Genomic DNA, 15471 nt, shown 5'->3' with positions numbered 1-15471 from the left:
TTTTTCAGTGCCCTCGCAAAATATCGAGGTCATCTGTTAGCAGCATAGTCTCTTTTATTAAACTGTCCATATTATGGGTTATAGTTCATTGGGGAAACGTCGTTTTATAGTACTTTGTATCAATACCTTTGGTCAGGGTAGAAATATCGTCTAATGCATTGTTTTTAAAAGGTTACTTGCTTGGACCAAATAAATCGAACAGTGGATTATAATACCAGTGCTTAAATTGAGACAGTTGTGAAATAACATCGAGTTCCTCATTCAAATCTTTATTGGATTGTTTTATATTAAGTACTGCTTCATCTAAAGATGTAACTAATTCATACTCCATATTACTACCCCCTACCGTTAAATGAAAGGACCTTCCCTTAACAAGGCTTTAAGCTCCTCAATGCTCAAAACTTTTTCACGTTTCCGATGAACATTCGATGGCAGTTAGAACAAACGGGAACTAAGTCATTTTCTGGTTCTATTTCAACTACCTCGTCTAGTGTACTTAACGGTTTTATATGATGAACTTCAATGAAACCCTTACCATGTTGCCCATATACTTCCTCAAAATTGAACCCACATACTTTACATGATGTACCATGAATTTCTATAGCACGTAATCTATTTATTGCTTTTCTTTCATAGCGATTACCATAATATTGTTTGACTTCTCCATCTTTATAGAATGAGGCATTTTGCGATTTCTCTGCTAGCAAATCATGTTTGATAATAAAAGATAACCTCTTATTATTTAATTTATTAAAAAGGAACAGCAAACTATGACTTGGCTCCTTTTCCCATGAATCAGTTCTTACTCTATCTTCCTTATAATGGATCATAGATACATTTTCTATATTCACTAGTGGATTATGTGAAAATAACAGTTCCATTCCCTTTTGTTTTGCCGGTGTCAATAATTTTTTTGAAGTATCGTCTTTAACAGTTGCTTTACTTACTATCTCATGATGCACTAATAATAACGTATCATATATAAATGGCCCCTCATGGTTATTATCAAGGAACTTCTTTACTGTTAAAATATAAATTGGTGTTTCTTTCCCTTTCACATATGCTTTGTTAGTTAGTTCACGGATGAACTTTTCCTGATCAAAGCTTAAACTGTTACTCTTAATACCTTTAAGTTTTCCATTCCATATATTGTCTATAACTATTGCTTGATCTTTGCTAATTAAATAGTTTGTCTGGTTCGCCATTCGAAGGATTAATAAATTGTTAAGTTTAGGATGCTCAAGTAATTCTTGTCGCTTTATAAACCCGTCATCTAATAAATGTCCATCTATTTGTATCGGCACTCTTATTTTCATTTCTTGCCCATCTGAATTGTTCCAATATGGGCTTGGATCGTCATTCATAACAGGTATTCCAGATACTTTTCCTTTTGCGATAATGCCTCCTGTTCCCGTTCGACCACCTTCAGAACGCCATATGTAAACTGTATCACCTATTTTAATGACATTTTGAAAATGCTCTTGGTTTAGAGACCATAAAATACTGGTATTGTCTCTTAGATAATCATTGATCCGGAAATATCTTGGGTTACCTTGAAAAATCCATGTGTTTTTTTGTGATATATTAGGTTGTTTTTGTTGATAGTTGAGCAAAAATTCATCCCAGCGATCAAATGTAAATACTTTCTCTAACTGTTCTTCAAAAAAACTCTCCCATTCAGATCCAGGTAAGTTTGTATACCCCATTTTAGCAGCAACCCAAGTAAAGAAACCTTCCCCTGGCCTCTGTGTATCTCGATTAACAACAAGTACAGATAATGGTGGAAATCCGTTTTTTATACATCGATATGAGATTTCACCTAATGGTTCATTAAGTTTAATAGGAGAAATAGCACCACCTAACTCTTTGCTAAGTTTACCGTATTCAATTAGACTATTCTTTTTAGCACATTCTACTAATATCTCTTTAATTCTAAATAATAGCTTTTCGTTCAATTTCCCCTCACCCTTCATCCCTTTTTCTATCAGTATCTTACCGGGTATCTATACCTGTACATATATTTAATCTTGCATATTACAAATGGATTATTGTTACATTCACTTCATTACATAATTTACTATATATTAATTTTATCGTATTTTAGTCAATATTTACCACCTTTTAATTTCAACCCTCACCCGTTCCTTACTTACTAATGTTTATTTTCCCACTATCTCCTATAAAAAAAGGTGCCCGCCCCCAGGAAATGCATTAGCTCACTGTGGAACAGGCACCATCATTTATTTATCATTAGTCTGTTCTGTTTCCGTTTTTTCACCAATTACCCATCCAAAATAAAGATTAACGCCATTTACATCTACTGGTCCAACAATCTCGTCCTTCTTTGGGGAAAGTTGAAATAGTTGAACAAATTCAGCATAATCTTCAAACCATTTTCCTGTTTCACTAAAAGAATGAACAAGCATTAATGCATGCTTTGCATTTACCTTACTAGCTTCAAGTAAAGCGGATGCAGTCCGATGTAGCAATTGGTATCTTTTATTTATAACTGAATCTTCACTTAGTCCTAGTTGTTTAAACAGGTATTCCAATCTTTCTCTTTTACCGTCACTTGGACTATTACCTAACCACGATGCTACAGTTTCCCCAAACGGTTCTGCCACTTTTCCTTCTACCATAATGGTTACTAGTTCATTATTTGCCTTCGCAAGTACATATAAATCATTTTGAGAGCTTGTGTTGCCACCAGGTATTTTCACTTTGTATTCAGGAAATCCATATAATAGTTTCACATCTTGAAATACTGAAATGCCACTCTGTTTAAATGCCCTTTGTACGCATTTTGGAAAATGTTTAGCTTCTTCCCACGAATGAGCTAATTCATATGCAGAATACTCCTTTTTCCATTGTTTCTTAGGATCTGCAAGGAAATCTCTCCATGAATCCGGTCCTTTAGACGGAATAAAAAATGTCCCCATAATCTCACACCCTTCATTGATATATGTTTTGCTTGATTAATAGTTTTTAGATGATAGATAATGCTCAACCGTCTTCACGTATGTTTTCCAATCTCTATACCTGCCTCTGATTTTTGCTTCTAACGTAGAATCCATTTGTAACTCTTCGTTATATATTCCATGTCGACGCATGCTCTCTAATCTATTCATATATTGTTTTATAGAAATAGGCTTTAACTCCTTTTCACCATTCTTGAGAATGTGTTTCTGTGTTAAATACTCTTCAAATTCCAATTTGCATGTCCTTCTATTTTCCGTGGATTTTTCATGTCGGTAAATATTATCTTGGTTTTTCATGATAAGCTCTCTCAACCATTCTTCTCCTTTTTCAGACAACTGAGTAACAAACTCTTGCCCTATACCTGTTTTGACTATACAAAATCCATCTTGTGTATTTTGCCATGTCTTATGGTGTACTTGTGTAAGATTTTTATAAAAGAAGTTCTGCAACTTCCAAGTTGCTGGATTGGATTCTTTGTTGCTCGAGAGAAGTAGATCATCGTTTAGTGTAGTAAAATAACCGCAGGCCTGGAATCTTTAAATCTTCAAATAACAATTGATCAGGTAAAAAAAATAATTTTTCTGGTTTCTTTTAAAAGCAGCTTCTGTGATGTGAGTATATATATCCTGGTAGACTAAAATTTAAAAGACCAAACATCCTACTACTAGTTAGTTGTTTGGTCTTTTAAATATTATTGATAGTAATAAGGGATAGGCTTATGCTCTTTCCAAAAATTTGGATCATGAGTAAAGTTTAATTTCCCCCTATACCTGATGGCAATATAGATTAATTTATTTACAGATTTTTTTGTCTGTATCATATTGTAAGTATTGCCTGAAGGAATGTCTTTTTCTATATTCTCCTTAGAATAAACAATGTCTCCCATTAATATCGTATATCTAATTGGGAGGTATACGATTAGAAACACGACTGGATTCTCAGTGTGGGGAAATGTCCTACATTTAAAAATTCCATATCTTTATTTAGCTTTTAATTGAAAACCATTAACTTCGCGATCCCAAGTATTTTCAGTAATACCTTCTATTTTTAATTTTACCCTTTCAATTTTTTCTGTAGGTGTCTTTGGTAGAGCTTTTTTAAATTCTACATAACGTGGGACAAGATAGTTGGCCATCCTTTCCTCGCAATATCTTAACAATAAATCTTCGGATAAATAACTTTCTTCTTTAAGAACAACACAAATCTTCACATCATCTTCTCCGAGTTCTGATGGGACAGGAACAGCCGCACTTTCTGAAATCATAGGATGAGAATTCACCACGTTTTCGATTTCCCAGGGTGATATATTTTCTCCTCGTCGGCGCATTGACTCAACCTTTCTTCCAACAAAATAGATATATCCTTCTTCATCTTGATAAACAAGATCTCCACTTTTAACCCATCCTTCATCACTCTTTTCTTTCGACTCAGCTTTTAATTTATAATATCCACTAAAATCATATTTAGGATTTTTAACTCGCGAAACCAATTCTCCAATTTCATTCGGCCTACATTCCTCATTCATATCATTAATTACTTTGACATCGTGTGAGCCTTTTTCCTTACCAACTGAGCCAGGCTTTGTTCCTAAAGTAATCGCTCCTGACTCTGTTGTTCCGTAATATTCAAAAATATTCACATTAAACCTATCTTCAAATTCCTTCCAGACAGCCACATCTTGTGGTGCGCCACAACCATAACAAGACCTTGCTGTATGTTTGCCGTCGAAATTAGAACTTGGTTGTTTTAATAATATTGGGATAATTGATCCTGTGTAGTTAAACCAAGTCGCCTTATATTTATCAATATCCTTCCAGAAGTTACTAGCTGAAAACTTAGACGCTAACGCTATTGTAGAACCATTTAGTAAACACATAAATAACATTCTCTGGGCTAATCCATGAAATAATGGCAATGGAGTATAAATAATATCATTCTCCGTAAAATTAATTGTGGCTGCAGTATAAGTATCAAACTTATTTTGATCCCACATTATCCCTTTTGGAGGTCCAGTCGTCCCAGAAGTATAAATAATTTCCATCAAGTCTGTCGGCTTTATAGAAGGATAGGTATAAATCAATTTATTCGGGAAGTTTGCTAACAAGTCCTCCGCTTTAAATACTGGAATATCCCAATCATTATTTAAACCAAGATCTAAATCATAAGTTACTATTTTTTTTACGTTATTTATGTCATTTTTTATAAAAGTTAGCTTTTCATGCGAATCCTTGGCATAAATTAAATATTCAGCATCGCTTTGATTGATTATAAAATTAAGCGCCATGCCTTGATGGTTTATATTAATAGGAATTGATACAGCGCCAAGCTTCATGTTCGCGAATAAACAAAATACAAAGAAGTCATCGCTTGGTAACATGAAAGCAACTTTACTTCCCTTTCGAATTCCAATTTCATAAAATCCATTGGAAAGTCGATTTACGATCTCATTCATTTCAGTAAAAGTATATTTTTTATCCTTATAATATAAAAATAATTTATCCCTGTATTTATCTACTTGTTGATCAATTCTATTTCCAATTAATTCGAATGTATCTGTCATAACGCACCTCAAATTGCAATATTTTTTAAGTCTATTAAACTCCACTTAAAATGAAAACCATTTTTTATACCACTTATCCTGTAACTACCTTATTGTTGCCCTTCCGACTACAGCAACATCATTGTTTTTGTGCAAGATTGAGACTTTGACTTGATTTTCATACTCTTCCTTTTCGAAAAACAATTTGAATTCTTGCTCTGCCTTTACTGGACTAATAAACGTAACTTGCAACATTCCTCTCCAACCTGGATACAAATTAGCTAATTCTTTTTCAATTAAAGTAACTAGATACAACCCATGAACTAACGTTCCTTTAAAATGTGTATGTTTAGCATATTCAGGGTTTGTGTGAATTTTCCCTGTCCCACCACTTGCATTTGCATATATATTTATTTGCTGTTGTGTAACTTTATATGGCCTACTCTCAAATTTTGTTTCATTCAAATTTAAGTTCTCCCTCCATATTAAGCTAAAGCCCATAAATGAGTCGTTTCATGTTTACACACCAAAGTGTCATCTTGTAGGAATTCAACTTCTATAACAAGATAATCCCTACTATTTTTCTTATATTTTTCTTTTATCGTAACGATTACTTCAAGTTCATCCCCTATATATACATCAGAATAATGTTCCATCTTTTGCTTTAAATGAATAGTACCTTGAGCTAATTGACCCACTGCTTCGTGGATAGGTTTATAGATTGCAAATACATAGTTAGGTACTTTATCGACTTTATCAAATTGATTAGTTCCTTCTACTACATCAATATAATCCTTTACTAGTTGCTCTGTAATATGAAATTTACTTGTAAATCTCTCTCCCAACGAAAGTGCTTTGTAATCAATTACTTTCATGTATGGTTCTCCTTCCCCAATTAGTTTTTCTTCTTACATACTAGTCATTATTTTCAGATCCTCTTTACACATTTCAGATGATTTCGGGATTCGAATTCTGTGTCCCTATTAATTTAACAAAAGACTATTCAAATAATATACAGGCTGTTAAGCTTTGTTCTGAAGTAGGCAACAACCTTGGATCGATGCTTTTACATTGCTCCATAGCAACAGGACAGCGTGTGTGAAAGCGGCAACCTCTAGGTGGATTCGCTGGACTAGGCAAATCCCCTTTTAATATGATACGCTCTCTGTTTCGCATCTTAGGATCTGGGTGAGGTACTGCGGACAAAAGTGCTTTCGTATAGGGATGACGCGGATTTGCAAATAGCTCTTCTTTTTCAGAAAACTCTACTATTCTACCAAGATACATTACCGCAATTTTATCGCTGATATGTTTGACCGCTTGAATGCCATGTGCAATAAAGAGGTAAGATAAGTTCATATCTTGTTGGATTTCTTTTAATAGGTTTAAGATTTGTGCTTGGATTGACACGTCTAATGCAGATACCGGCTCATCACAGACAATTAGTTTAGGTTGCAAAGCTAGTGCTCTTGCGATCCCAATCCTTTGTCTTTGCCCCCCTGAAAATTCAATTGGGTAGCGTTTGCCATGATAGGAGGCTAAACCCACTCGCTCGAGAAGTTCGTCAACTCTTTTCTTTCTATCTTTTGCTGTACCAACTTTATGCAGGACAAGTGGTTCAGCAATAATATCAGCCACCGTCATCCGTGGATTCAATGATGAATACGGATCTTGAAAGATCATTTGCAAGTTCTTCCCTAAGGCCTTTTTAGCCTTGTATTCACTTAATTTTTTTCCTTCAAAAAAAATCTCACCGCCCGTGGGATTTGATAGGCCGACGACCATTCTACCAGTTGTTGATTTTCCGCATCCTGACTCGCCTACTAGGCCGACAGTTTGGCCAGGAAAGATATCAAGGCTCACCCCATCAACAGCTTTCACAAATTGATTCTTTTTTCCAAAAAGTCCACTCCCAACCGGGAATTGCTTTTTAATTTCCTTAAGAGAAACTAGTGGTTGCTGCATATTGTACGAACTCCCCTTCCTTTTCAAGCGGGTTCCAACAGGAGACCCGATTCCCTGATGGATGTTGCGTCAATGTTGGTGGAGTTTGGCTACACTTTTCAGTTGCATATTCACAACGCGTAACAAAACTACAGCCCGTTGGCAATTCTAGTGGGTTCGGTACAACACCAGGGATTGCGTCTAATTTTGCTTTCGATGGTCCATACAATTCTGGAACACTTGCCATCAACCCTTTAGTATAAGGATGAAGTGGTTTCTCGAATATGTTTTCCACCGTGCCTTCTTCAACAATCTTTCCGCAATACATTACCAAGACACGGTCGGCTGTTTCCGCAACAACCCCAAGATCATGCGTAATTAACAGAATGGACACACCGCTTACTTGCTGTAATTCGCGTAATAGGTTTAAGATTTGCGCTTGAACGGTCACATCAAGTGCTGTTGTTGGTTCATCGGCAATGATTAGTTGAGGATCACAAGCGAGTGCCATCGCAATCATTACCCTTTGCCTCATCCCGCCAGACAATTGATGAGGGTAGTCATTTAAACGTCGCGATGCATCGGGAATGCCGACTTTATTTAATAAATCGAGTGCCGTTTTTTTGGCTTCCTTAAATTTCACTTTTTTATGCAATACAATCGATTCAGCAATTTGTCTACCAATTGGATGGACAGGATTGAGTGAGAACATTGGATCTTGGAAAATCATGGCGATATCGTTGCCTCGAATTTTTTTCAATTCCTTTTCTTTCAAATTCAACAAATCTTTCCCTTTAAATGAAATTTTACTTTTAGATTTATATTTAATAGCGCTTGCATTCAGTCCCATAATTGAGAGAGAAGAAACGCTTTTTCCACTCCCAGACTCTCCCACTAAAGCGACAATTTCACCTTTATTAATAGAAAAAGAGACATCATTGACAGGTTTGATTTCACCTTTCGGCGTTGGGATGTATGTTTCTAGATTTTTCACCTCAAGCAATGGTGCATTTTTTATACTCATGAGGTTTGCCCCCTTTATTATACTTTTTTATACTTCGGATCAAGCGCTGTTCGAAGGCCGTCTCCAAGGAAGTTACCTGCAAGTACCGTCAGCATAATTGCGAGTCCAGGGTAAATAATCATCCAAGCGTTCATATTAATCATGCTGTATGCTTGTTGAATCATATTTCCCCAGCTGATTTGCGGAGACTGCGCTCCCATTCCAAGAAAGCTGAGCGACGCTTCTACTAGAATCGCATAGCTTAGATTAAACGATGCTTGAACAATGATTGGGGGAGAAATATTCGGGATAATATGCTTCAACATAATCCAGCCTGCACCTGCACCTGAAATTTTTGCTGCTTCGACATAAGGCTCTGAACGAACTTGTAACGTTTGGCCTCTAGCGAGTCTTGCGAATTGCGGTGTGAAAACAATTCCAATAGCAATCATTGCATTCCATAAGTTAACCCCTAACGCTCCTGTAATCCCTAATGCAAGTAAAATAGCAGGGATGGCAATAATGCCATCAACAATGCGCATGAAAATATCATCGATAATACCACCTAAATAGCCTGACAAAATTCCCATCGGTACCCCGATGCAAAGGGGGATAAGAATCGCAATCAACCCCGCCTGGATAGCAGACTTTGTTCCCATTAACAAGCGACTGAAAATATCGCGTCCAAGCTCATCTGTTCCTAGCCAATGTTGTACACTCGGGCCAAGCATGACTTTCGATAAGTCTTGTTTCACTGGATCGTAAGGTACGATTAAAGGAGCAATCAGGGAGATAATGAAGAGTACCATTAAAAAGAGAAAACTAAAAAATGCGAGCCGTTCCGTTATTAAGCGTTTAAAGATTGTTCCAAAACTCATTTTCCCAACTCCTTTACTAATACTCAATCCGAGGATCTAATATGGCATACACAATATCTGTTATAAAATTGATAAGAATAACCATGACGATCATGACTAACACAACGCCTTGAAGCATTGTAAAGTCACGCTGCAAAATCGAGTTAACTGCAAGCTGTCCCATACCAGGTATCGCAAAAATCGTCTCAATAACAACTGTTGCACCTAACAAGTTACCGAATAAAATCCCGATTGTCGTTACAACGGGAAGCATAGCATTTTGTAATCCATGTTTAATAATAGCCTGCCAGTGGTCAACACCTTTTGAGTATGCTGTCCTTACAAAGTCTGCACCCATGACTTCCAATAAGGAAGACCGTAAGTGCCTTGTAATTTGAGCTGTTCCGACCGCGCCAAGTGAAATTGCCGGTAGCAAAATGCCTTTTAGAAAGTTTCCTGGATTATCTGTAATACTTACAAATCCCGTTGCAGGAACCCAGCCAAGTTTCAAGCTGAAAAGTAAAACAAGCAACATTGCAAGCCAGAAGTTTGGTATAGCCGTCCCAAATGTTCCAAAAAAGCGGGCAATGTAGTCCATCCAACTTCCATTGAAAAAGATAGAAGTAATTGCGAATATCATACCTCCTACAATGGAGATAATCATCGCAACAACAACGAGTTGAAATGTTACAGATAAGCGGCTGAACACCGCATCGTGAACGTATTGTCCCGTAAAAATGGAGCGCCCTAAATCTCCCTGTATAGCATTTTTCAACCAATTAATATACTGCATAATAATGGGCTGATCGAGACCTAATTGTTGGTTAAATTGTGCAATTTTTTCTGGCGTTGCATTTTCACCAAGTAACACCAAAACAGGGTCGCCTGGAATTAATAGAATAAAAGAAAAGACAATAAGCGTTGTAATCAATAACATTGGGATGACATACATTAGACGACGCGCTAAAAATTTTAAAAACATGTCTACTCTCTCCTTCCGTATGTATTTTGTTTAGAAGGCACTAGCAGGCCTAATTTATGTCGAATTTCAATAAGTAGAGTAAGCAGCAATTGCTGCTTACCCCACATTATTATTGCTCTTTCCAAATTGTTGAAAAGATTTCTTTTCCTATCATATTTGGTTCATAGCCTTTTATTGATGTGTTCATAGCTGCCACCTTTGGGGTAAAAAACATCGGAATCATGATCGCCTCTTCCAGGACGGCTTTATTACTAATTTCTCCATAAATCTTGGCGAGTTCATCTTGGTCATAACTTGAGGCCGCTTCAGATATAAGTTTTTCAATTTCGGGTGTAGTATAACTACCAGCGTTATAATAACTGTCACCGCCAAAAAGGTTGTTTATTGTCATTAAAGGATCAGGACGTCCAGTCCATCTACCTACCAATACTTGTGCATCTTTTTCTGTGAAATAGTTTGCACCTGCTGCTGCTGCATCCATTGCATTTAAATCAACTTGGATACCTATTTCACTTAATTGGCCTTTAATTGCTTCAGCTAGTTTTTGTTCATACGCTGTCGAATAATGGTTCATTTCAAAAGAGACATTATCAACACCTGCCTCTTTCAGTAATTGTTTCGCTTTTTCCGGATCATAGGCAATTTTTATATCCTTATCTGCCGCCCAATAGTCTTTAGGAAATGGTTGATAGGCTGGTTCTCCTATACCGAAAGTAATTCCACCAATTAAAGCTTCACGATTAATTCCATACATGATTGCTTGTCTAACAGCTTTATTGTCTAGCGGTGCTTTTGAAGCGTTTACATAAAGAAGGCGAAAAGGTACAGCCATTATTTCTTTAAGCACAATCTCAGATTCTTTCTCAAGACTAGGAATATTTTCTGGAGAAATGTTGTGTGCATAATCGACTTCTCCCGATTTTAAAGCATTAATTCTTGTATTCTCATCCGCCATTATTTTAATAGTCATTTTATCAAGATATGGCTTACCTTCCTGCCAATAGTCTTCATATGGTTCATAAATGACTTCTCCATTCGGAACACTTTTTACCATTTTATATGGACCAGCACCAACAGGATTTTGTGAAAAATCATCTCCGCTTTCTTTAATAGCTGTTGGGGATACCATCATACCACCACGGTCTGAAAATGCTAATAAAAGCGATGAATCAGGTTCCGACAAGTTTAATTTAACAGTTTTTTCATCAACAACTTCTACACTTTCAATTTTTTCGAAATCCACTACTTTAGAATCATCTGAATTCACACGTTCAATGTTGAACTTTACTGCCTCTGCATCAAATGGAGTACCATCATGAAAGGTAACTCCTTCCCTTAAGGTAAGTACAATTGTTTTATCGTCAGGAAAGTCCCACGATTCGGCTAAACCCGGCTCGGGTTCAAGTTCCGGACTGAACTTAATTAATGTATCAAATATCGGCCACAAAAAGGCATGGTCATTCCCATGGCTGCCTTTGATTGGATCCAAATTAGTGACATCTGTTTCGTAAGCAAATACTACTTCCCCCCCTTTTTTTGGGGTGCCTTCATCCGCCTCAACTGTATCCGTCGTTTTGTCTGTATTATTTTTTTCCTGTACATTGGACTCTGAAGAACATCCTACAACTACGAACATCAACACTACTAACAGAAATAATCTAAACATAAATTTAATTTGAATTTTATGCATTGTAATTAACACTCCTTCTATTTGTTTAAATACCATGAAAAACTACGTTCTTCAAACTAGGTGGGAATTTCAGCTGTTAGTAGTACAGTCAAGTTTATTACAACGATTCTCGACTGTGTTATCTGTATTTTTTTGGAAAGCATTATAAAGATTCAATATAGTCCCCTTATCTTCCTAAATTGGGAAAATAGGAGTTTTTAAGTTTCATTTTCTAGTAATATTACCCAACCAAGTGTATTTCTGTTTGTCTCTTTATTAAAATAATAATATTACTCAAATTTGATCGGAATAAACTGAACTAATTTGTATTCACCAAAATCCTCTTTAAAAATAGCCTTTACTTCCATACCAATTCTCACATCATCAATGTTTACATTTACAATATTAGACATTATTCTAGGTCCTTCTTTCAATTCAACCAATGCAACTACAAATGGGACTTTTTCTTTAAAGTAAGGATTAAAAACACGGTGAACAATTGTATAGCTATAAACTGTTCCTTCACCAATAGCTTCTATCCAATCTACATCCGACATGCAATGTTTACATACAACCCTTGGATAAAATTGATATTGCCCGCAGGCTGGGCAATGCTGAATCACTAGTTTTTTCTCCCTTGTTCCTTCCCAGTAGGGACGTGAATCACTATCAATAATTGACATAACTTCCTCAATCAACTTAATCCCTCCCTAAAATAACAGTACATGATGAAGATAAAACAGCACCCATTCCATTACATAAGGCTATTTTTGCGTCTGGTACTTGTCGTTCTCCACATTCACCACGTAATTGCCGTACCGCTTCAATTAAAAGAAAAATTCCAAATAATCCAGGGTGGCAATATGATAGGCCACCTCCACTTGTATTAGCTGGAAAATCCCCGGTAGGTGCTAATCGTTGATTACTAACAAAATCCCCGCTCTCGCCTTTTCCGCAAAATCCCAAATCTTCAAGCTGTAACATAACCGTTATTGTAAATGAGTCATATAGCTGTACAACGTCCACTTCGTTAGGCGTAATACCAGCCATTTCATACGCTCTCGCGCCAGAAATTTTCGCTCCAGTTGTTGTTAAATCAGGTACCGAGCTAATATTTTGATGGGTATGAGTTTCACCTGTACCTAAGATCCAAATAGGTTTTGTTTTACAATTCCTCGTTCTGTTTGCTGACACAACAACAAGAGCCCCGCCCCCATCAGTTAACAGACAGCAATCATATAAATGTAACGGACTGGCAATGACAGGTGAATTTAATACATCATCTATCGTCAAATCACCATGTACATAAGCTTTTGGATTTAAGTTTGCCCATTTTCGTGTCGCAACGGCTACTTCAGCTAATTGTTCAGAAGTGGTACCGTATAAATGCATATGACGCTGTGCAGCTAAAGCATATGCTCCTAACGGGTAAGGTAATCCATAAGGAGATTCATATTGATCAAGTTCAACCTTACTACCTGGTCTCCCCTTTTTACTCTTTTGATTACTCCCATATGTTATTAATGCAACCTCAAATAATCCTGCATTGATTCCTGCGACTGCATGTTGAATATGTGCCTCAAATGAGGAACCACCTATATTAGTAGAATCAGTAAACTTAGGTACAATCCCTAAATATTCTGAGATAGCCATCGTTTGCATATAAGAAAAAGGACCGGCAGAGAATACTGCTTCAACTTCATTTTTATTGATTCCACATTCTTGCAATGCATCTCTCGCTGCATACGCCTGTAGCTGGAGTGGGTTCATATCCCCCACTTTTCCTAGTGGTGATTCAGCCACCCCAACAATAGCAGCTTTATGTGACAGTGTAGACATTTTTACACAACCTTTATTTGCATTATTTTTCAAAAAAATGTATAAATAGCTATTTTATTTGCCGATAAAATTAGCTTCACGTTTTTCTACAAAAGCTTGCTTTCCTTCTGAAGAATCCTTCGTATGGTATACTCCCACGGTCATATGTTTTTGTATATCGATAGATCTTTCCAATGATGCACCAATTCCTTGATTTATTGATTGCTTCATTAAACCTAAAGCGGTTGTTGGACTTTTAGAAAATCTAGTAGCCCATTCGTTTACCATTGATTCGATTTCTTCATAAGTAGGAGCAACATAATTGACGATTCCCATATTTTTTGCTTCTTGAGCAGTAAACATATTACCACTAAATAAAAGCTCACATGCCTTCTGATAACCAATTAAGGTTGGCAACAAAATTGTCCCTCCAACTAGACCTCGTTGAGCAAATACCAGCCCAAATTTAGTTTCCTCCGTTGCAAAAATCATGTCACAGGAGAGGGCTAAGTCGCAGCCTGCCCCTAATGCATAGCCATGGATAAACCCAATGACTGGCTTCCGTAATTCCCTTAAACTTTTAATTAATCTCGGATAACCTATATCAACTCTATTTACGATATGATCGTCAGGTGATGGGTTTTTTTCTGTCCCCATCCCTTTTAAGTCGTCACCTGCACAAAAAGCTCGACCTGATCCTTTTAGAACAACGACTCTAACTTCATCATTATACTGTGATGAATTAACAGCATGTTCAAGTTCAGAAATCACATCATAATTTATCGAATTCAACTTAGTTGGCCTATTTAAAGTAATCGTTCGAATACCATCATGATTCTCTACAAGAATCGTCTCATATAGCATGTTTACTTTCCCCTTTTCATTTTCTATTTATCTATCTACCTATAAAATTAGGTTTTCTTTTTTCGAGAAAAGCAGACGCACCTTCATATTTATCTTCTGATGCAAATAATATACTTTGTGAAAGTGCCTCTATTAATAATCCTGATGTTAAATTTTGAGTACTGTTAATCGATAATTTAGCTAATTTTAATGCTAACGGACCTTTATTAATGATTTTTTTAGCAAGCTCTTCAGCTGCGTCAAGCAATTCTTCAATTTGCACAACTTTGTTAACCAATCCGATTCGCTCCGCTTCTGTTGCATTAATAATTTCTCCAGTGTAAATTAACTCTTTAGCTTTTCCTATTCCTACTAAGCTAGCAAGACGTTGTGTACCTCCTGCACCAGGGATGATTCCTAAATTTAATTCTGGCAATCCCAATTTTGCATTTTCAGAAGCAATACGAAGGTCACACGCCATCGCTAACTCACATCCGCCACCTAAAGCAAATCCATTAATCGCTGCAATAATTGGCTTTTCAAACTTTTCCAACTCAGTATAAAGATTTTGCATATGCGGCGTTAATGCCTCTAAAAAGTGGCGATCTTTTATGGAAGAAATATCAGAGCCTGATACGAATGATTTTTCCCCACTACCAGTAATAATTAGCACCATAATGCCATCATTAGCACGTAGTTCCTCAAGTGCTTGTCTTAATTCTTGAACAGTTTCAGGGTTAAGGGCATTTCTTACTTCAGCTCGGTTAATTGTGATACGACCAATCTTATCTTTTTTGTCTACTAAAATATTTTTGTAAGTCATCAATATTTCCCCTC

General features: G+C 36.5%; 16 protein-coding genes. All 16 read right to left on the bottom strand.

All coding sequences use genetic code 11. The features are described 5' to 3' along the window. Window positions 1–172: 172 nt before the first annotated feature. Window positions 173–331: a hypothetical protein gene (locus V7097_RS06950; protein ID WP_335702886.1), complete on the bottom strand. Its 159-nt coding sequence runs from the start codon at window positions 329–331 to the stop codon at window positions 173–175. A gap of 64 nt (window positions 332–395) precedes the next feature. Then, complete coding sequence (locus V7097_RS06945) at window positions 396–1955, bottom strand: HNH endonuclease (RefSeq protein ID WP_335702885.1); 1560 nt, start codon at window positions 1953–1955, stop codon at window positions 396–398. 285 nt (window positions 1956–2240) lie between these two features. After that, complete coding sequence (locus V7097_RS06940; protein WP_335702884.1) at window positions 2241–2939, bottom strand: DUF6946 family protein; 699 nt, start codon at window positions 2937–2939, stop codon at window positions 2241–2243. 36 nt (window positions 2940–2975) lie between these two features. Further along, window positions 2976–3314, bottom strand: a complete 339-nt coding sequence (locus V7097_RS06935; protein WP_335702883.1) for a hypothetical protein — start codon at window positions 3312–3314, stop codon at window positions 2976–2978. A 644-nt stretch (window positions 3315–3958) separates the two neighbouring features. Continuing rightward, window positions 3959–5539, bottom strand: a complete 1581-nt coding sequence (locus tag V7097_RS06930; protein ID WP_335702882.1) for an AMP-binding protein — start codon at window positions 5537–5539, stop codon at window positions 3959–3961. An 84-nt stretch (window positions 5540–5623) separates the two neighbouring features. Continuing rightward, complete coding sequence (locus V7097_RS06925) at window positions 5624–5983, bottom strand: MaoC family dehydratase (RefSeq protein WP_335702881.1); 360 nt, start codon at window positions 5981–5983, stop codon at window positions 5624–5626. Window positions 5984–6003: 20 nt separating this feature from the next. Further along, complete coding sequence (locus V7097_RS06920; RefSeq protein ID WP_335702880.1) at window positions 6004–6393, bottom strand: hypothetical protein; 390 nt, start codon at window positions 6391–6393, stop codon at window positions 6004–6006. A gap of 124 nt (window positions 6394–6517) precedes the next feature. Beyond that, complete coding sequence (locus V7097_RS06915) at window positions 6518–7483, bottom strand: ABC transporter ATP-binding protein (RefSeq protein ID WP_335702879.1); 966 nt, start codon at window positions 7481–7483, stop codon at window positions 6518–6520. Continuing rightward, window positions 7458–8486: an ABC transporter ATP-binding protein gene (locus V7097_RS06910; RefSeq protein WP_335702878.1), complete on the bottom strand. Its 1029-nt coding sequence runs from the start codon at window positions 8484–8486 to the stop codon at window positions 7458–7460. The genes V7097_RS06915 and V7097_RS06910 overlap by 26 nt, the downstream gene beginning before the upstream one ends. A 17-nt stretch (window positions 8487–8503) precedes the next feature. Further along, on the bottom strand, window positions 8504–9343 hold the full coding sequence (locus V7097_RS06905) for an ABC transporter permease (protein WP_335702877.1): 840 nt from the start codon (window positions 9341–9343) through the stop codon (window positions 8504–8506). Between the two features lie 16 nt (window positions 9344–9359). Then, complete coding sequence (locus tag V7097_RS06900) at window positions 9360–10304, bottom strand: ABC transporter permease (RefSeq protein ID WP_335702876.1); 945 nt, start codon at window positions 10302–10304, stop codon at window positions 9360–9362. A 109-nt stretch (window positions 10305–10413) separates the two neighbouring features. Further along, entirely contained in the window at window positions 10414–11994 is a 1581-nt protein-coding gene (locus tag V7097_RS06895) for an ABC transporter substrate-binding protein (RefSeq protein ID WP_335702875.1), read from the bottom strand. 269 nt (window positions 11995–12263) lie between these two features. Then, on the bottom strand, window positions 12264–12671 hold the full coding sequence (locus V7097_RS06890; RefSeq protein WP_335702874.1) for a Zn-ribbon domain-containing OB-fold protein: 408 nt from the start codon (window positions 12669–12671) through the stop codon (window positions 12264–12266). 1 nt (window position 12672) lies between these two features. Beyond that, window positions 12673–13812 carry an acetyl-CoA acetyltransferase gene (locus tag V7097_RS06885; protein WP_335702873.1) on the bottom strand — a complete coding sequence of 380 codons (1140 nt, stop codon included), beginning with the start codon at window positions 13810–13812 and terminating at the stop codon, window positions 12673–12675. 54 nt (window positions 13813–13866) lie between these two features. Next, on the bottom strand, window positions 13867–14655 hold the full coding sequence (locus tag V7097_RS06880; RefSeq protein WP_335702872.1) for an enoyl-CoA hydratase/isomerase family protein: 789 nt from the start codon (window positions 14653–14655) through the stop codon (window positions 13867–13869). Window positions 14656–14686: 31 nt separating this feature from the next. Further along, window positions 14687–15457 (bottom strand): enoyl-CoA hydratase/isomerase family protein, encoded by a 771-nt coding sequence (locus tag V7097_RS06875; RefSeq protein WP_335702871.1) that lies wholly within the window; start codon window positions 15455–15457, stop codon window positions 14687–14689. Window positions 15458–15471 lie beyond the last annotated feature (14 nt).

The organism is Bacillus sp. JJ1562, assembly GCF_036962705.1.
Lineage (GTDB): Bacteria > Bacillota > Bacilli > Bacillales > Bacillaceae_L > Ferdinandcohnia.
Note: the sequence above shows the minus strand (reverse complement) of the source record. Positions and strands in the feature narration are given on the sequence as shown.